This is a genomic window from Shinella sp. GW821-FHT11G07, assembly GCF_058808115.1.
This window is the reverse complement of record NZ_JBXARJ010000003.1, coordinates 215,567-232,397: the sequence shown is the minus strand read 5'-3', so window position 1 is coordinate 232,397 and position 16,831 is coordinate 215,567. Positions and strand designations below refer to the sequence as shown.

The 16,831-nt window shown below is 62.7% G+C and carries 15 protein-coding genes and 1 tRNA gene; 7 read left to right on the top strand and 9 right to left on the bottom strand.

Annotated elements, in window-relative coordinates:
• Positions 1-114: 114 nt before the first annotated feature.
• On the bottom strand, positions 115-732 hold the full coding sequence (locus AC1RT2_RS07555) for an HAD family hydrolase (protein WP_493100795.1): 618 nt from the start codon (positions 730-732) through the stop codon (positions 115-117).
• Positions 729-1,823 carry an A/G-specific adenine glycosylase gene (gene mutY / locus AC1RT2_RS07550; RefSeq protein ID WP_493100793.1) on the bottom strand — a complete coding sequence of 365 codons (1,095 nt, stop codon included), beginning with the start codon at positions 1,821-1,823 and terminating at the stop codon, positions 729-731. Before mutY ends, AC1RT2_RS07555 begins: the two co-directional genes overlap by 4 nt.
• Before the next feature lie 166 nt (positions 1,824-1,989).
• On the opposite strand from mutY, the gene AC1RT2_RS07545 reads away from it, so the two are divergent.
• From AC1RT2_RS07545 to smc, 3 genes are all read left to right on the top strand, one after another.
• A complete protein-coding gene (locus AC1RT2_RS07545; RefSeq protein ID WP_069059535.1) occupies positions 1,990-2,511 on the top strand; it encodes a DUF721 domain-containing protein in 522 nt (173 codons plus the stop codon).
• Between the two features lie 173 nt (positions 2,512-2,684).
• Positions 2,685-3,530 (top strand): DsbA family protein, encoded by an 846-nt coding sequence (locus tag AC1RT2_RS07540; RefSeq protein WP_069059534.1) that lies wholly within the window; start codon positions 2,685-2,687, stop codon positions 3,528-3,530.
• A 75-nt stretch (positions 3,531-3,605) separates the two neighbouring features.
• Entirely contained in the window at positions 3,606-7,070 is a 3,465-nt protein-coding gene (smc, locus tag AC1RT2_RS07535) for a chromosome segregation protein SMC (RefSeq protein ID WP_493100791.1), read from the top strand.
• A 25-nt stretch (positions 7,071-7,095) separates the two neighbouring features.
• Here smc and AC1RT2_RS07530 read toward each other — a convergent pair whose 3' ends face one another.
• Positions 7,096-7,863 (bottom strand): N-acetylmuramoyl-L-alanine amidase, encoded by a 768-nt coding sequence (locus AC1RT2_RS07530; RefSeq protein ID WP_493100789.1) that lies wholly within the window; start codon positions 7,861-7,863, stop codon positions 7,096-7,098.
• Positions 7,864-8,231: 368 nt separating this feature from the next.
• On the opposite strand from AC1RT2_RS07530, the gene AC1RT2_RS07525 reads away from it, so the two are divergent.
• Both AC1RT2_RS07525 and ppdK read left to right on the top strand, forming a co-directional pair.
• The gene (locus AC1RT2_RS07525; RefSeq protein WP_171902405.1) at positions 8,232-8,378 is read left to right on the top strand and encodes a hypothetical protein; all 147 of its coding nucleotides are present in this window, start codon (positions 8,232-8,234) and stop codon (positions 8,376-8,378) included.
• A gap of 180 nt (positions 8,379-8,558) precedes the next feature.
• A complete protein-coding gene (gene ppdK / locus AC1RT2_RS07520) occupies positions 8,559-11,228 on the top strand; it encodes a pyruvate, phosphate dikinase (protein WP_493100786.1) in 2,670 nt (889 codons plus the stop codon).
• Positions 11,229-11,286: 58 nt separating this feature from the next.
• Here ppdK and AC1RT2_RS07515 read toward each other — a convergent pair whose 3' ends face one another.
• The 3 genes from AC1RT2_RS07515 to AC1RT2_RS07505 all read right to left on the bottom strand — a co-directional run bounded on the left by AC1RT2_RS07515 (position 11,287) and on the right by AC1RT2_RS07505 (position 12,861).
• A complete protein-coding gene (locus AC1RT2_RS07515; RefSeq protein WP_150129921.1) occupies positions 11,287-11,544 on the bottom strand; it encodes a hypothetical protein in 258 nt (85 codons plus the stop codon).
• A gap of 61 nt (positions 11,545-11,605) precedes the next feature.
• Positions 11,606-11,986 carry a hypothetical protein gene (locus tag AC1RT2_RS07510; RefSeq protein WP_493100784.1) on the bottom strand — a complete coding sequence of 127 codons (381 nt, stop codon included), beginning with the start codon at positions 11,984-11,986 and terminating at the stop codon, positions 11,606-11,608.
• Positions 11,987-12,162: 176 nt separating this feature from the next.
• A complete protein-coding gene (locus AC1RT2_RS07505; protein WP_493100782.1) occupies positions 12,163-12,861 on the bottom strand; it encodes a pentapeptide repeat-containing protein in 699 nt (232 codons plus the stop codon).
• Between the two features lie 440 nt (positions 12,862-13,301).
• Here AC1RT2_RS07505 and AC1RT2_RS07500 point away from each other — a divergent pair, with 440 nt between their 5' ends.
• Positions 13,302-14,207: a DUF1499 domain-containing protein gene (locus AC1RT2_RS07500; RefSeq protein WP_493101261.1), complete on the top strand. Its 906-nt coding sequence runs from the start codon at positions 13,302-13,304 to the stop codon at positions 14,205-14,207.
• Here the strand turns inward: AC1RT2_RS07500 and AC1RT2_RS07495 are convergent, their stop codons facing one another.
• Together AC1RT2_RS07495 and AC1RT2_RS07490 are read right to left on the bottom strand one after the other, a co-directional pair.
• On the bottom strand, positions 14,208-15,149 hold the full coding sequence (locus tag AC1RT2_RS07495; RefSeq protein WP_493101259.1) for an MBL fold metallo-hydrolase: 942 nt from the start codon (positions 15,147-15,149) through the stop codon (positions 14,208-14,210).
• Between the two features lie 11 nt (positions 15,150-15,160).
• Positions 15,161-15,457 carry a cupin domain-containing protein gene (locus AC1RT2_RS07490; protein ID WP_069059529.1) on the bottom strand — a complete coding sequence of 99 codons (297 nt, stop codon included), beginning with the start codon at positions 15,455-15,457 and terminating at the stop codon, positions 15,161-15,163.
• A gap of 228 nt (positions 15,458-15,685) precedes the next feature.
• Between AC1RT2_RS07490 and AC1RT2_RS07485 the strand changes: the two genes are divergently transcribed.
• Positions 15,686-15,760: transfer RNA gene (locus AC1RT2_RS07485), tRNA-Gln, on the top strand.
• A 96-nt stretch (positions 15,761-15,856) separates the two neighbouring features.
• Here AC1RT2_RS07485 and AC1RT2_RS07480 read toward each other — a convergent pair.
• Entirely contained in the window at positions 15,857-16,777 is a 921-nt protein-coding gene (locus tag AC1RT2_RS07480) for a DUF2971 domain-containing protein (protein ID WP_493100780.1), read from the bottom strand.
• Positions 16,778-16,831 lie beyond the last annotated feature (54 nt).

The following is a 16,831-nucleotide window of genomic DNA, read 5'->3' as shown; positions in this document are numbered from 1 at the left end:
CGGCCGGGCAGGCCGGATATCGCTTTTCCGGTTTTTGTACCTTCAGTCCCGGAAAAGTGAAAACGCCCGGAGCCGCAAAGCTCCGGGCGTTTCGGTTTCAGCAGATGCCTTCAATCAAAGCGCAATGCCGTGTGCCGCAAGGTCGCTCTTCAGCTTCTCCGGGTCGGTGAACTGGACAGCGTGCCAGCCGGCATTCCGGGCACCTTCGACATTCGCCGGCGCGTCGTCGATGAACAGCGTATGGGCGGGGGAGAGGCCGAAGTCGTTGCTGTGCTTCTCGTAGATCGCAAGGTCCGGCTTGATGAGGCCGATCTCCCCGGAAACCGTCACGCCGCGTGGCATGTCGAGGAAGGGGAAGAGTTGGCGCGCTTGCCTGAACGTATCGGCGGCGAAATTCGTGAGCATGGTCACGTCATGACCTTCGGCGATGAGCGTCTCCATGATCGCGACGCTCTCCACATAGGCATGCGAGACCATTTCGTGCCAGTATCTGCGGAAGGCGCGGATCTGCTCGATGCGGTCGGGATGTTCCGCAATCAGCAGGGCTTCCGCCTCCGCCCAGTCACGCCCGCGGTCCTGCTCGAGGTTCCAGTCGTGCGTGCAGACATTGGCGAAGAACCAGTTGCGCTCGGCATCATCGGGGATCAGGCGGGCGAAAGGGATGTGCGGGTCGTAATGGATCAGCACCTTGCCGATGTCGAAGACGACGTGTCTGATTTCGATGCTGCTCATGCTGTCCTCGTCGTTTGAAACGCGTCGGGTATGGCTTGTTTTATTGCCTTCTTCATGACGGTCGGCAGTGCCTCGCCATCGAGCGTGTCCTTTGCCTGCCACCATCCTTCACCGGCGCCGGCATTCCGCGGCACCTTGGAACGGTAGATGGTGAGGCGCAACTCGAAATGCGTGAAGACATGGGTGACGGTGCCGCAGGCCTGCCAGTTCGCTTGAAACGGTGCGGCATCGGTGCCGGTCTCGCCATCGATGCGCGCCGTCCAGGCGCTGCCCGGCACTTCCGTCATGCCGCCGAGCAGACCGCTCTCGATCCGCTTGCGCAGGAAAACCGCGCCCGTCTCGTCCTCGGCGATGAAGGCGGCACCCAGTCGCACCGGCTTTTCCTTCTTCGCTGCCTTGCGCGGAAACAGTTCGGGGTCTTCACGGCCGAGCACGCGACAGTTCGCATTGAACGGACAGAGCGCGCAGGCGGGTCGCCGCGGCGTGCAGATCGTCGCGCCGAGATCCATCATCGCCTGGGCGAAATCCCCGGGGCGATCCTCCGGCGTCATCGCAGCGACCAGCGCCCGCATTTCCGGCTTTGCTGCAGGAAGCGGCGTCGTGATGGCATGCAGGCGCGAGATGACGCGCTCGACATTGCCATCGAGCACGGCGCTTTTCCGGTTGAAGGCGATGGCCGCGATCGCCGCTGCCGTATAGTCGCCAATGCCAGGAAGCGCCTTCAGCCCGTCCTCGGTATCGGGAAACACGCCGCCATGCTCGAAGGCGACCGTCTCGGCGCATTTCTTGAGGTTGCGGGCACGTGCGTAATAGCCAAGTCCCGCCCAGGACTTCATCACGTCTTCATTGTCGGCTTTCGCGAGATCGGTGATCGTCGGCCAGCGGGAGGTGAACAGCGCGAAATAGGATTTGACCGCCTGCACCGTGGTTTGTTGCAGCATGACCTCGGACAACCAGATCCGGTAGGGATCGGGTTCGATGCCGCGCGCCGCCATCGGCGGGCTCACCCGCCACGGCAGGTCCCGGTGATGCCGGTCGTACCAGGCAAGAAGCAGGTCGGCGGGCGCCGCTGTCCGGTGGGCTTGGGTCATGATTTGCCTGAACGGGGTCGGAGCGCCTATAACTGGCGGAGTGATCCGCGATCTTCAAGTGCTTCGCGGTAAAAACAGGAATATTTTCCCTGCCGGCAATTCCAGCAAAAGCGCACAACGCGGTTTGTTTCGTCGCGAATTGCCTAACAAGGGGACAAGGTAAAACGTGAACGCCAAAGCCCAAAAACCGAGATACGGCATCGTCCAGATCAGCGAAGTGGCGAACGCGCTGATCGATCCGGTGCTGGCGAAACGCGCCGGCATCAACACGATGCTGCTTGGCTCGTGGGATGAAATTGCCGGTACGCAATTTGCCGATTGCACGCGGCCGGAACGCATTGCCTGGCCGCGCCGCGCCTCCGAAATGACGGGCGAGGGCGGCGGCTACCAGCCGGGTGTGTTGACGATCGCCTGCGAGGGCGCACGCGCGCTGTTCCTCAGCCATCAGCAGGGCGAGATCATCCAGCGCATCAACGGCTTCTTCGGTTTTCCGGCGATCAGCCAAATCAAGATCGTGCAGAAACCGGTGGCGGCACAGCCGCGCCGCAAGCCGAAGCCGCGCCCGCTGACCGGCGCGGCAGCCCGCCATCTCGACGATCTGGTCGAGGGCATCGAGGGCGAAGCGCTGAAGGCGGCACTGAAGCGCCTCGGCACGGCGGTGCTTGGCATGCCCCGAAAAGCGCCGTGAGCAACCATTGAACGGTCACAATTCTTTGAAGTTACTAGCCTTAACTCCGCTTGTTCCTGCCCCAAAGCAGGTATAACGGGAGTGCCAAGAGCAATTTCGGGTGCGAAGCGGTTTTCCGTCCGGGCTTGCGTCGATGGACCCAAGAATTCTTATCCCTTCCGACAGGAGAGACCATGTCCCTTTCCGAAATGAGCCTGATGAAGCGCCTCCTGACCGGCGCTGCCGTTGCGGCGCTCGCCGTGACGCTGGCTGCCTGCTCCGACGAGAAGAAGGAGGAGACCGCCAAGGCTCCCGAGACCAGCCAGACGACGACCGGCGAAAGCGCAAGCTCGACGCCTGCAACGTCTACCGGCACGGCGACCGAAACCTCCACGACGACGACCACCACCACCACGACTCCGGCCGAGACGGCTCAGAAGCCTGCGGCAGAAGTTCCGTCCGCTGAGGGCGACGTCGATATGGCGGAAGTGCTAAAGCCCGGCGCGCTGCCGGACATGGTGATCGGCGAGGCGAATGCCCCCGTCACCATCGTCGAATACATGTCGACGACCTGCCCGCACTGCGCGGCCTTCCACAACAATACCTTCGATGCGATCAAGGCGAAGTATGTCGACAGCGGCAAGGCTCGTTTCATCGTACGCGAATTCCCGTTCGATCCGCGTGCCGCTGCCGCCTTCATGCTGGCGCGCTGCAAGCCGCAGAACCCGGCTGAGCTGACGGATGCCGCACAGTATTATCCGATGATCTCGATGCTCATGAAGCAGCAGGAAACCTGGGCCGCCGCACAGGATGGCCGCGAAGCACTGCTCCAGATGTCGAAACTCGCCGGTTTTACACAGGAGAGCTTCCAGGCCTGCTTGACGAACCAGAAGCTTCTGGATGATGTGAACGCGGTACGTGAACGCGGTGCCAAGGAATTCGGCGTCGCAGCGACCCCGACCTTCCTGATCAACGGCAAGCGCTATTCGGGAGACATGTCGGTTGACTCCATGTCGGCCCTCATCGAAAGCCTTCTTTGATCCTTCGACCGGATTTCCGGCGGGCGACGGTGAAAGCCGTGCGCCCGCTTTTTGCTTTATGGCACGGGTGAACGCATGAAGTTCACCAAGCTCCGCGTGCTCGGTTTCAAGTCCTTCGTCGAACCCATCGAATTTGCCATCGAGCGCGGCCTCACCGGCATTGTCGGGCCGAACGGCTGCGGCAAGTCGAACCTCGTCGAGGCGCTGCGCTGGGTGATGGGGGAGAATTCCTACAAGAACATGCGCGCGTCCGGCATGGACGACGTCATCTTCTCCGGTTCCGGCCACCGCCCGGCGCGCAACACCGCCGAGGTCGGCCTCTATCTCGACAATTCCGACCGCACCGCGCCCGCCGCCTTCAACGACCAGGACGAAATCCAGGTCACGCGCCGCATCGAGCGCGAAAACGGCTCGGTCTACCGTATCAACGGCAAGGAAGCGCGCGCCAAGGATGTGCAGTTGCTCTTCGCCGACGCCTCCACCGGCGCCCGCTCGCCCTCGATGGTGGGCCAGGGCCGTATCGGCGAACTCATCCAGGCAAAACCCCAGGCCCGCCGCCAGCTGCTCGAAGAGGCGGCCGGCATTTCCGGCCTGCATTCGCGCCGCCACGAGGCGGAACTGCGCCTGCGTGCCGCCGAAACCAATCTCGAACGGCTCGACGACGTCACCTCGCAGCTCGAAAGCCAGATCGAGAGCCTGAAGCGCCAGTCGCGCCAGGCGAACCGCTTCAAGGCGCTCTCCGCCGATATCCGTCGCCACGAGGCGATGCTGCTGCACATTCGTTGGGTACAGGCGAAGGAGGCGGAAGGCGAGGCGGAAAGCCAGCTCAACCAGGCGACCTCGCTCGTCGCGGAGCGGGCGAATGCGCAGATGCAGGCGGCCAAGGACCAGGCCATTGCCAGCCTGAAACTGCCGGAACTGCGCGAGAACGAGGCGAAACTCGCTGCCGTGCTCCAGCGTCTGCAGATCGCCCGCGCGCAGCTGGAAGAGGATTCCGCCCGACTGCTGCGTCGCCGCGACGAACTGACCCGCCGCCTTGCGCAACTTGGCGAGGACATTGTTCGTGAGGAGCGCATGGTGGCTGACAATGCCGCCGTGCTTGACCGGCTTCTCGTAGAAGAGGATGAGATTCGCGAAATTCTCGCTGAGGCGGATGAGCGCGCCGAAAGCGCCCGCGAGACGATGGACGAGGCCGCGGCAAAACTCTCCGAGAGCGAAGCCGCTCTTGCCGCCGTCACCGCCGAGCGGGCCGAGGCATCCGCGTCACGCAACCAGCTCGAAAAGGCGATCCGCGACCTGTCCGAACGCCACCTGCGCCTCGGCCAGCAGCTTGATGCGCAGGCCCGCGAGCTCGATGAGATGGACGCCCGCATTGCGGATCTTCCCGATCCGGAAGAGCGGCGCGCTGCCGTGCAGTTGGCGGAAGAGGCGCTGGAGACGGCCGGCGAGATGCTCGTCGCCGTCGAGGAGGCGCTGGAGGAAGCCCGTTTCAGCGAATCCGCCCTGCGCGGCCCGGTCGATACGGCGCGCGCGCGCCTTGCCGGCATCGAGACGGAGGCGCGCACCATTCGCCGCATGCTGGAGGCGGGCAGCGGTGACGGTTCCTTTGCGCCGGTCGTCGACGACGTGCATGTCGATCGCGGGTTTGAGACGGCTCTCGGGGCAGCCCTTGGCGACGATCTCGATTCACCCGCCGATAGTGCGGCACCCGTGCATTGGCGGCTCACCGGCACCATGTCCGATGATCCGCACCTGCCGGCCGGCGTGACCGCGCTCACCACCCATGTCCGCGCGCCAAACGTGCTGCACCGCCGTCTTGCCCAGATCGGCGTCGTCGCAAGCATCGCCGAAGCGCTATCCTTCCTGCCGCATCTGCGGGCCGGCCAGCGGCTCGTCACCCGCGAAGGTGCCGTCGTCCGCTGGGACGGCCACGTCACCGGTGCCGATGCGCCAAGTGCTGCCGCCCTTCGCCTGGAACAGAAGAACCGCCTCGCCGAACTCGAGGCGGAGCTGGACAATGCCCGGGCAGCATTGGCCGATGCGCAAGCCGATCTCGCCCGCGCCGGCGAGGTGATCCGCGCCGAGACGCAGCGCCAGCAGCAGGCGCGCGAGGCGCAACGCAACGCCACCCGTACGCTTGCCGAAGCGCGCGACGCCCTGGAGGCCGCCGAGCGTGCCTCCGGCGACCTCATCCGCCGCCGCGCCGTGCTCGCCGAAACCCGGGTGCAGATCGAGGCGCAGGTCGAGGAAGCCGCGCAGTCGCTGGAGGATGCGCGTGCAGCGTTGGAAGACGCTCCCGACCTCGCTGATCTCGACCTTAGCCTCCGCACCCGCACGATGGAGGTCGCGACCGACCGGGCGACGCTGGCCGAAGCGCGCGCCGCCCATGACGGCCTTGCTCGCGAAATGGCCGACCGCCGCCGCCGTCTGATGGCGATTTCCGCCGAGCGTGAAACGTGGAAGGGCCGCGCCGCCAATGCGGAAAGCCACATCGCCACGCTGCGTGATCGCGAGGGGGAAGCGCGCGAAGAGATGGAAGGGCTTGCCGAGGCGCCCGACGAGATCGAGGAAAAACGCCGCGAACTGCTGACCGGCCTGACCAATGCCGAAGCCGCCCGCCGGGAAGCCGCCGACGCCTTGCAGGAGGCGGAAAACCACCAGCGCGAAGCCGACCGCACCGCCACGACCGCCCTTTCGCAGCTTGCCGAATCGCGCGAAACCCGCGGCCGCGTGGAAGAACGCCTCGTTTCCGCCCGCGAGCGCCGCGTCGAGGGTGAGGCGCGTATCCGCGAGGCGCTGTCCTGCGCACCGCACGAGGCGCTGAGGCTCACGGGGCATCCGGCGGGTGCGCCGCTGCCGGACCCGCGCGATCGTGAAAGGGACCTTGATCGGTTGAGGATCGAGCGCGAACGTCTCGGCGCCGTCAACCTGCGCGCCGAGGAAGAGCAGAAGGAACTGACCGAGAAACTCGATGCCATCGTCGCCGAGCGCGAGGATATCATCGAGGCGATCCGCAAGCTGCGTTCGGCGATCCAGAGCCTCAACCGCGAGGGCCGCGAGCGCCTGCTTGCCGCCTTCGATGTGGTCAACGTGCAGTTCCAGCGCCTGTTCACCCACCTCTTCGGCGGCGGCACGGCGGAGCTGCAATTGATCGAGAGCGGCGACCCGCTCGACGCCGGCCTTGAAATTCTCGCCCGTCCGCCCGGCAAGAAGCCGCAGACCATGACGCTGCTGTCCGGTGGCGAACAGGCATTGACCGCGATGGCGCTGATCTTCGCCGTCTTCCTCACCAACCCGGCGCCGATCTGCGTGCTGGACGAAGTGGATGCGCCGCTCGATGACCACAATGTCGAACGCTACTGCAACCTGATGGACGAGATGGCGGCCTCCACCGAGACCCGCTTCGTCATCATCACCCACAACCCCATCACCATGGCCCGCATGAACCGCCTCTTCGGCGTCACCATGGCGGAGCAGGGCGTGTCGCAGCTGGTGTCGGTGGACTTGCAGACGGCCGAGCAGCTACGCGAGGCATCCTAGGCTTCGGCCGTCGCTTTTTCTGGTCTTACGATACCGCGACGAGGAAGTCGGACGAAACCCACCCGACATGGCCCTGCGGCGTTCGAACCTGCCACCAGGCTTGCTGCATGGCGATACGCTCAACCAGGGTATTCTCCGGCAGTTCGCCGACCTTGTCTCCGCCGGGGCTGGACCTGAAATTCAACGTCGACGGAGCCACGCCCTTGACGCGAAAACGGGGCAGCCTGAGATCGGACGAGAGGGCGCCATGCATCGAAGGGTTCAATCCGTCGAGTTCTATGGCAATGCGGCGACGCATCTCGTCGCCAATGGGGCGGTGGCCGACGAAGGCATTCGTAAAAGACAGACGGGTTATATCCCACTTGCCATTCTGCAATATGCCGAGCGTTGGCTGAACCTCGGCATGGGTCAGAATGGTTTGCCGGGTTACAGGGATGTCGTAGCGTTTCGCCAACTGGGCAGCCGCTTTTATCATGGTGTCCCACTGTATTTCCTGGAGCGGATTGCTTCCGCTGGAAAATGGGCTCTCACGAGCGCCGGTCATCGAGCACATCGATATGCCTATTGCCCCGGTGTTGGCATTCTTCGTGTGGGAAGCAGGTGTCATTCCAGAGCCCGGAGCATTCGCTGCAATCGATTTGTCGCCACGGACGAGGTTTCCATCGCCCTCGACAAGTATATGGTAGGATTTCTTGTCCGTGCTGTTGGCCGTGTGGCCGCCGGCAGTCCAATGCACATGAACGCGTTTCATGGCGGCATCCGGCATCCATGAACTGGGGATACTTGTTGGCATGATCCTCTCCCTATGTTTTGTAAACTGACTCCAATTTCCATCAATAAATATTCAGGCGAGTAGGCTCATCGTGAGGCCAATACTACTCGCGTCATGGGGTGTTTTTCTTCAGAAGATGGCAACGCTTCGCTCTTCCGGGCAGGAAGTGACACTTCCTCGTCCAGATGGCCTCGTTCATTCTGCATGCTCGGCTATGGTGATCGCAAAAATACCATTTCCACCTCGGCTTGCACAAGATGTCGGTGATGTTCGCCGAGATGTTTTTTGCGGGTCGGTTTCGCGATCCTGGCGCGGAACAAAGCCTTGCCTCGTGCATTTACGGGCACCTGCAGGCTTTTGCAGACGCGTGATACAACTGGGGACCAAACGTGGATAGAAACGCACTTTACATGCTCATCGGCGCACTCATCGTCGTGGTGGCCGGCTTTTCCTATTATGCCTATCAGCAGGAGAAGCAGCCGGACGGCGTCGAGATCAAGCTCAACGAGCAGGGGCTTTCCATCGAGGGAAACTGAGCGACCTTGTCTGGCCAGCCACAAGCCGTGTTCCCGCAGGAGCACGGCTTTTATATTTGGTTTCTATAATTTTGCATCGCCGTCGTAATTTTGATGCAATGCAACAAAAAACTCATCATCTCGCGTTTTCAAAGACATGCTGTTCATGTAGATTGAGAAAACGCATTTGGGGAGGCGTCGATGGAGAAGTGGGTCTATACCTTTGGGGATGGTCGTGCCGAAGGCAGTGCGGGCGATCGCAATCTGCTCGGTGGCAAGGGCGCAAACCTCGCCGAAATGAGCAATCTCGGCCTGCCGGTGCCGCCCGGCCTCACCATCGTTACCTCCGCCTGCAACCACTATTACGATAACGGCCGCATGCTGCCGGAGGGCCTGAAGGACCAGGTGCGCGCCGGCATTCGCCACATGGAGGCGATCACCGGCCGCAATTTCGGCGATACGGCAAAGCCGCTGCTGCTCTCCGTGCGGTCCGGCGCGCGTGCCTCCATGCCGGGCATGATGGACACGGTGCTCAATCTCGGCCTCAACGATCACACGGTACAGGCGCTTGGCCACGATGCGGGCGATGCACGCTTTGCCTGGGACAGCTACCGCCGCTTCATCCAGATGTACAGCGATGTCGTCATGGGCCTCGACCACGAGGTTTTCGAGGAAATCCTGGAAGACGAAAAGGGCCGGCTCGGTCATGAGCAGGACACCGAGCTTTCGGCGGTCGAGTGGCAGCACGTCGTCGGGCGCTACAAGGAAACCATCCGGGAAGAGTTGGGTGAAGAGTTCCCGCAGGACCCGGAAGTCCAGCTCTGGGGTGCGATCGGCGCCGTTTTCGCAAGCTGGATGAATGCCCGCGCCGTCACCTATCGCCACCTGCACAATATCCCGGCCGTCTGGGGCACCGGGGTCAACGTCCAGGCGATGGTCTTCGGCAATCTCGGCAATGCGTCGGCCACCGGCGTCGCCTTCACGCGCAATCCCTCGACGGGCGAAAATTCGCTCTATGGCGAGTTTCTCGTCAATGCGCAGGGCGAGGATGTCGTCGCCGGCATTCGCACGCCGCAGAACATCACGGAAGAAGCGCGCATCGCGTCCGGTTCCGACCGGCCGTCGCTGGAAAAGCTGATGCCGGAGGCCTTTGCCGAATTCTGCGGCATCTGCGACCGGCTTGAGCGGCACTACCGCGACATGCAGGATCTCGAATTCACCATCGAGCGCGGCAAGCTCTGGATGCTCCAGACCCGTTCGGGAAAACGCACCGCCAAGGCGGCGTTGCGGATCGCCGTCGACATGGCGACGGAAGGGCTGATCAGCGAGGGCGAGGCCGTCGCGCGCATCGATCCCGCCTCGCTCGATCAATTGCTGCATCCGACGATCGATCCACGCGCGCGCCGTGACGTCATCGGCTCTGGCCTGCCGGCCTCGCCGGGGGCCGCAACGGGTGCGATCGTCTTCACCTCGGAGGACGCCGTGCAGGCGCAGGAGGAGGGCCGCAAGGTCATCCTCGTGCGTATCGAGACGAGCCCGGAAGACATTCACGGCATGCACGCCGCCGAAGGCATTTTGACGACGCGCGGCGGCATGACGAGCCATGCGGCCGTCGTTGCCCGCGGCATGGGCACGCCCTGCGTTTCCGGCGCCGGCACGCTGCGCGTCGACCTGCGCAACGAGCTGCTGGTCGCCCATGGCGTGACGCTGAAGCGCGGCGAGATCATCACCATTGACGGCTCGTCCGGCCAGGTGCTGAAGGGCGAAATCCCCATGCTCCAGCCGGAGCTTTCGGGCGATTTCGGCCGCATCATGGAATGGGCCGACCGCACGCGCCGCATGAAGGTGCGCACCAATGCCGAGACGCCGGCGGATGCCCGCGCGGCACGCTCCTTCGGCGCCGAAGGCATCGGCCTCTGCCGCACGGAACACATGTTCTTCGAGGGCAGCCGCATCAATGTGATGCGCGAGATGATCCTTGCCGAAGACGAGGCCGGCCGCCGCGCGTCGCTGGCAAAACTCCTTCCCATGCAGCGCTCGGACTTCGTCGAACTGTTCGAGATCATGCACGGCCTGCCGGTGACCATCCGGCTGCTCGACCCGCCGCTGCACGAATTCCTGCCGAAGACGGACGAGGAGATCGCCGACGTGGCGACGGCGCTGTCGATCGACGAGGCCGTGCTGCGCCGGCGTGTCGATACGCTGCACGAATTCAACCCCATGCTCGGCCACCGCGGCTGCCGACTGGCGATCTCCTATCCGGAAATCGCCGAAATGCAGGCGCGCGCCATCTTCGAGGCGGCGGCGGAAGCCGCCCGTGCGACGGGTGCCGCCGTCGTGCCGGAAATCATGGTGCCGCTCGTCGGCCTGAAGGCGGAACTGGACTATGTGAAGGCCCGCATCGAAAGCGTGGCAAAGGCGGTCATCGCCGAGAGCGGCGTTGAGATCGACTATCTCGTCGGCACGATGATCGAGCTGCCGCGTGCGGCACTCCGCGCCCATGTCATTGCCGAATCGGCAGAATTCTTCTCCTTCGGCACCAACGACCTGACGCAGACGACCTTCGGCATCTCGCGTGACGATGCCTCGGCCTTCCTGTCGACCTACATCCAGAAGGGCATCATCGAGCAGGATCCGTTCGTCCAGCTCGATTTCGACGGGGTGGGGGAACTCATCCGCATCGCCGCCGAACGCGGCCGGCGCACGCGGGGCGACCTGAAGCTCGGCATCTGCGGCGAACATGGCGGAGACCCGGCATCGATCCACTTCTGCGAAGAGGCAGGTCTCGATTATGTGTCGTGCTCACCCTTCCGCGTGCCGATCGCGCGGCTCGCTGCCGCACAGGCCGCCTTCAAGAGCGTCAAGGGCTGAGAGAAGACAGGCGCCGCGCTCGGCGGTGCCAAGGTCCGCAAAAAGTCAGGCGTCGCGTTCAGCGGCGCCGGTCACGCACGTAGATATAGGTCGGCCCACCCCAGAACGGATCGTTCACCCGGGCTGAGCGGAAATCCGCGCGTCGGTCGAGATCGATGCGTTGCAAGCACTCGGCAAACGCATCCGTGCCCGCGCGAAAACCGTAGGAGCGGCATTTGTTCTCGTCGTTGGCGCGCACCTCTGCGGCTGTCTGGCAGCCGGCAAGCAGGAGGGCGGTGGTGGCGAGGACGGCAAGGCGAATCAGCATCTTGGACATGCGAACTCCGGCAAACTGTTGCGCGCCTTGGATAGGCCTGTCCGCGCCGCGCCGCAAGTCCTCAGATGCGTTGCAGAACGTCGATGAAGGCGTCCGCGAAACGCTTCAGGTCCTTGGTCTTCTCATCCGGATTTTCCACCCGGATGGAGGCACCTTCCGCATCGAGCAACGCGAAAACCACGGCAAGCGCACCGTCTTCGCCCTTCGGCACGCGCAGCGCCGCGATGCGCCGGCAGTCCTCCGCCAGGCCCGAGGCCGGCAGGTCGAACAGGAAATCGCCGCCGACCTGACCGGCCGCCGTACGCACGGCCTCGGTAAAACCGGTATCGTCGCCGGAAAAGCCATCGAGCGAGAGTTCGAGTTCCAGAAGCTCCAGGGGAAGGGCGGGTTCTCCAGCCGGAATGGCGGCAGGTGTCTCGGCGACCGTCTGCGTCGGCAACATCGTCTTGCTCCTTTACTACCCCCGTTTGTGAACGTTCGTTAACGAGCGTGGCAAATTTGCGGCACGCAAGGAAATTCGCGTCGCAGGCGGGAGAAACGGAGCCGGTCAACGCCTATTTTGGACTGAGTTCCATACGATACGACGACTGTCGACGTCTGCTGCGCCGGCCCTTGAGATCAGAGAACTTTCAAACCGAGTTCGGAGAGCAAGTCGGCCGCCTGTGCCCGCGAAATGACCGCGCCCTTGAACTGTTTGGCATTGTTCAGACGCACGCCGCCAAGGTCAGCGCCGCGCAGGTCGGCGCCATCGAACCGGCTGTCGACCAGATGCGCTTCACGAAGGCTGCAAGCCTCGAAAACGGCCTCGCGGAAATCGCAACGGGAAACATCGGCGCCGCTGAAGTCGAGGTGCTTCAGGTGCAATTTGCAGAAGGAAAAACCCGGCAGGCGCGCATCGGCGAAGATGACCTCCTCGAAGTCGCAGCCAAGTGTTCGGGCTTCCGCGAAATTTGCACCGGTCAACTTGCAGCGCTTCAAAGACGAGGAGGTCAAGATCACGCCGCGAAAGCCGCCATTGTTGAAGTCGCATCCCGCGATTTCGGACTCCGATAGATTCGCTCCGGTGAAGTCGGCAAAGGGGCCACGGCAGCTCGACCAACGGCTCTCGGTCAGCGTCGCCCCGGTGAACTTCGCGCGCGTCAACCGGCAGGCATCGAAGGTCCATCCCGTGAAAGCGAGGCGTGACAGGTCGGCCTCTTCGAGATTGCACCGCTGCAGCGTCACCGGGATATTGCGGGCAACCAGTGCCGAGACCGCCGCTCTGTCGAGCGTCTGTTCAGTGACCACGAAGCTGTTCGGCGGGTTTTCGGATTGCATTGGTCGGTTCCTTTCATGCGGACGCCTCCCATCCGGCCTGGAGACGAGGTTCAATACCATGGTTTTGTGCTGACGCTCGTCATGCCGCCCGAATTGCTCGACGTCCTCCCGCGCTGATGAACGGTAGCGGATGCAGCCCCAAAGCCAGCGCGCAGCCGTTGCGTCGTCCAGATCCTGCCAGCGTTTCGATTCATGCCGCTTGGCCGAAGCCCGTCCGGCTCAATGGGGCGTCCAGCGTCTTGGTAATGGCGTCTCTATTGCCTGTTAATGAACTGCTCGATCTCGCGGCGAAAGAATCTGTTCAGGAACCGTATCGCACGCGCCCCTTCGTGCGCGTGGCGCGACCTCAAAGGAAAGCCACCCACGCAACGCCCATGGAAAAACCCGTCGCCCTGCGTTAGGGAGAAGTGACGGCAGACGCATCCGGTGAGGCCATGGCGATCACGATCCAGTATGAACGGCCTGTTTCGTATGCGGCGTATTGGGCGCGGCGCATGGCGCTGCTGTCCTGCGTGCTGTTCGTTGCCGTCGTGCTGTCGCACCGATTCGGCCCGCTGACGACGCCGCATTTCCTTGCACTGGCAGGGTTTGCCGCAGTGATGGCCGGGCTTGCCGTGCTGCTGGCGGCGACCGGGCTCGCCCGCCTCTGGCATGTCGGCGCGCGCGGCGGCAAGGCCGCCCTTGCGGCGCTGCTGTTTGCGTTGCTGCCACTCGGCGTGACGGGAGCTGCCGCCTATGCCTATTTCTACAAGCCGGCGATCTACGACGTGACGACCGATACGGTATCGCCGCCGCCCTGGTTGTCTCAACCTTCTGCCGCGCAGGATTGGCTGCCGCGCCTCGGCACAATCACGCCGCGCGACCGCGAGGTGCAGCTCGACGCCTATCCCGGTCTCTCCGGCCGGCGCTACGAGGGCGCGCTCGACCGCGTCTATCAGGGCGTGCGCAAGGTCGCCACCGCCTATGGCATCACGATTACCGCCGAGGACGGGCTCGATAACATCCTCGCCGATCTCGAAGACCTCGTGGTCGATCCGAAGAAGGTAACGCAGGGCGCCGAGGCATTGGGCGAGGTACCGATCCCCGAAGCGCGCCCGCTCGAAACGCCGCTGATCCCCTCTGTCGGCGGTGCCGGCGATGTTCTCCTGCAGGGGGAATGGCGCTCGCCGATCTTCGGCTTCCGCTTCGACGTGGTCATCCGCCTGCGCGAAGAGGCCGAGACGACACTTGTCGACATGCGCGCGGCCTCGCGCTACGGGCCGCACGACCTGGGCATCGGTGCGTCTCTTGTCGAAGGTTACCTGAAGGCGCTCGACGCCGAGCTGCTCGGCATCGCGGGCGATTGATCAGAGGCCGGGTGCGGGAAAATACAATCCCGTCAGCGAGGGCGGTCCCTCGGTCACCACTTCGCCGCGCGCGACCAGATCCTCCAGATGCGCCAGCACCGAAAGTGCTGCCGCGCCATGCAGGCGGGGGTCGGTTTCGCGGTAGATCACCTTCACCATGTCGGCGATCAGCCGGTCGCCGGAGCGAATACGTTCGCGCACCGCCCGCTCGCGCATGCGCCGATGGGTGCGCAGGCCACGCAGGAACGCGGCCGGCTCGGTCACCGGCCCGCCATGGCCGGGAAAATAGAGGCGGTCGTCCCGCTCCAGCAGGCGATCGAGCGACGCCATGTAATCCGCCATGGCCCCGTCCGGCGGCGCCACGATGCTGGTCGCCCAAGCCATGACATGGTCGGCGGAAAACACGATGCCCTCCGGCCCGTCGAGGGCGAAGGCGGCATGGTTTGCGGTGTGGCCGGGCGTCAGCAGCGCCGTCAGCGCCCAGCCGTCACCCTCCACCCGGTCGCCATGGGCAAGTGCAAGGTCCGGTACGAAGTCAACGTCCGAGCTCTCTGCGAAGGGATTGCTCTCGCCGGCATGGAGCGGCCGGGACGCCCGGTGCGGGCCTTCCGCAACGACAATCGCGCCGGTCTCCGCCTTCAGCCGGCGGGCGAGGGGAGAATGGTCGCGGTGGGTGTGGCTGACGGCGATATGCGTCACCTCGCGGCCGGCAAGCGCCGTCATCAGCGCCTGGAAATGCGCCTCGTCCTCCGGGCCGGGGTCGATCACCGCGACCGACCGATCGCCGACGATGTAGCTGTTCGTGCCGTGAAAGGTGAAGGGGCTCGGATTGTTGACGGTAACGCGCTCGACACGCGCGGCAACCGGCACCGCCTCGCCATAGGCCGGCTTGAACTCGAGATTGAAATGCGGGGGTTCCCGGCTGTCGTCTTGGTTGGAGATAGGCACGGTGGTCACTTGTATTCGATTTCGATGAAGCTCATCGGCGTATCGCCGCCATTGACGACATTGTGCGCCACGCCGGCCTCGCGCCGGTAGACGGCGCCGGCCTTGCTGTGCACCCGCCGCTCGCCCGTCTCCTCCTCGATCAGGAAGTCGCAATCGGTCATCGGCACAACGACATAGCCGAGCCCGTGCACATGATGGCCGGTATCGGCGCCCGGCTCGAAATCCCAGCGCGTGACACGCACCACCGCATCGTCGAGAAGAATGGTCGGCACGGCCGGCGGGCGGGCGCGGAACTTGGACATGGCGGCTCCTCGTGAGGAAGCGGCAGTCTCACAATCCCGAATGACCGGGCGACCTGCCGCCGAAAGGACGATCTATCGACCGGACCCTAGCCCCGCCTTGTCCGCCTGCCAAGCGCGAAGCCTGCCGATCGCCGACGAATCAAGAGGATCCCGGCGAGAATAATCGCACAAACCGGAACTTAAGCATTGTCCGCCCGCCCGCCCTTTGCTATCAGGCTCCCGCCATGGTGGGGCGTCGCCAAGCGGTAAGGCACCGGTTTTTGGTACCGGCATTCCCAGGTTCGAATCCTGGCGCCCCAGCCATGGCTATATTATTCAATAAAATCAGACGCTTATAGAACATTAGTGAGGGCTAAGTGTTACAGCCTTGTGGATGCTCCACATGGGTGCCATGGCGATCTATCGGAAGTTTCGGACATACTCTTCGAGCAATCCGAGGCGATCCAATAATCTAAACGAGTTGTTGCCCGCTGCCCGCTCACGAGTGTCATCATCAATTTCGCACCATGAGCAACGGTAAGTCCCCTCACTAGTAGGCTCACGACACTCTTCACATTCATACTCGGCTTCGCATATCTCGCCTTTGTCAGCGACAAAGGGGTTTCCCTGTTGATCGACCATGTATGGTGTTGCGGAGCTTTTACCCATGCGCAACTCAAAATATTTACATCCAAAATCGCTTGAAATTTGCTTTAGGCTTTCCGCTGTTTCAACGGATGCTTTCGGGCCACATATTATGGCCGTCACTGCTTCATGCGGGATATCCAGAAGCATCAATTTGCCAGCCGTTCTCACAGCGTCATGTTCAACGACCATCCGGCGCTCAAGTTCATAGCTCCAACAAAGCGTTTTCGTGAAGTAGGCGGAATCAAAGATCGCTTGTCGCAGCCACATAACGTAGCGAAACTTCTTAATCTGGTGAGCTCGCATGAGAATTTCGGAGAGGTCTTTAATTGGAACATCAGAATAGTTCACATCTCCAAACCGGGCGTTTGGAAAAAGATCTCTCAACTTCTGCTCTGAAAATTCTATAACAAAACCTTGACTGTTCTGTGCATAATGTGCCCACATTGGAACAATAACAGGAGATATGGAGAAGCATGTCGTTGGGAACTGCAATCCATCTCCAATAAGGTCAAGATAAAATGCCAGTTCGTCTGGATCTCTATTAAAGTCAATAGTTAAAAATAGCTCGAATGGATCATTGAAATCGGATGGAAGTGAAAATTTTATGGTTGCGGATTCAGAAATAGAAAATATGTGTTCAATATTGCTGGGAGATGCATACTTGTATATGTATTTTTTTGAATCGTCGCTCATACGCGTCTTCTCCACCCAATAAGTCGATGATAGCGTAGTATGAGAGCGGATCAA

Coding starts and splice junctions, on each gene's coding strand:
- AC1RT2_RS07515 (WP_150129921.1), bottom strand. CDS start 11,544: ATGTCCAAGATGCTGATTCGCCTTGCCGTCCTCGCCACCACCGCCCTC.
- ppdK (WP_493100786.1), top strand. CDS start 8,559: ATGGAGAAGTGGGTCTATACCTTTGGGGATGGTCGTGCCGAAGGCAGT.
- AC1RT2_RS07540 (WP_069059534.1), top strand. CDS start 2,685: ATGTCCCTTTCCGAAATGAGCCTGATGAAGCGCCTCCTGACCGGCGCT.
- AC1RT2_RS07480 (WP_493100780.1), bottom strand. CDS start 16,777: ATGAGCGACGATTCAAAAAAATACATATACAAGTATGCATCTCCCAGC.
- AC1RT2_RS07510 (WP_493100784.1), bottom strand. CDS start 11,986: ATGTTGCCGACGCAGACGGTCGCCGAGACACCTGCCGCCATTCCGGCT.
- AC1RT2_RS07555 (WP_493100795.1), bottom strand. CDS start 732: ATGAGCAGCATCGAAATCAGACACGTCGTCTTCGACATCGGCAAGGTG.
- AC1RT2_RS07505 (WP_493100782.1), bottom strand. CDS start 12,861: ATGCAATCCGAAAACCCGCCGAACAGCTTCGTGGTCACTGAACAGACG.
- mutY (WP_493100793.1), bottom strand. CDS start 1,823: ATGACCCAAGCCCACCGGACAGCGGCGCCCGCCGACCTGCTTCTTGCC.
- AC1RT2_RS07530 (WP_493100789.1), bottom strand. CDS start 7,863: ATGCCAACAAGTATCCCCAGTTCATGGATGCCGGATGCCGCCATGAAA.
- AC1RT2_RS07490 (WP_069059529.1), bottom strand. CDS start 15,457: ATGTCCAAGTTCCGCGCCCGCCCGCCGGCCGTGCCGACCATTCTTCTC.
- smc (WP_493100791.1), top strand. CDS start 3,606: ATGAAGTTCACCAAGCTCCGCGTGCTCGGTTTCAAGTCCTTCGTCGAA.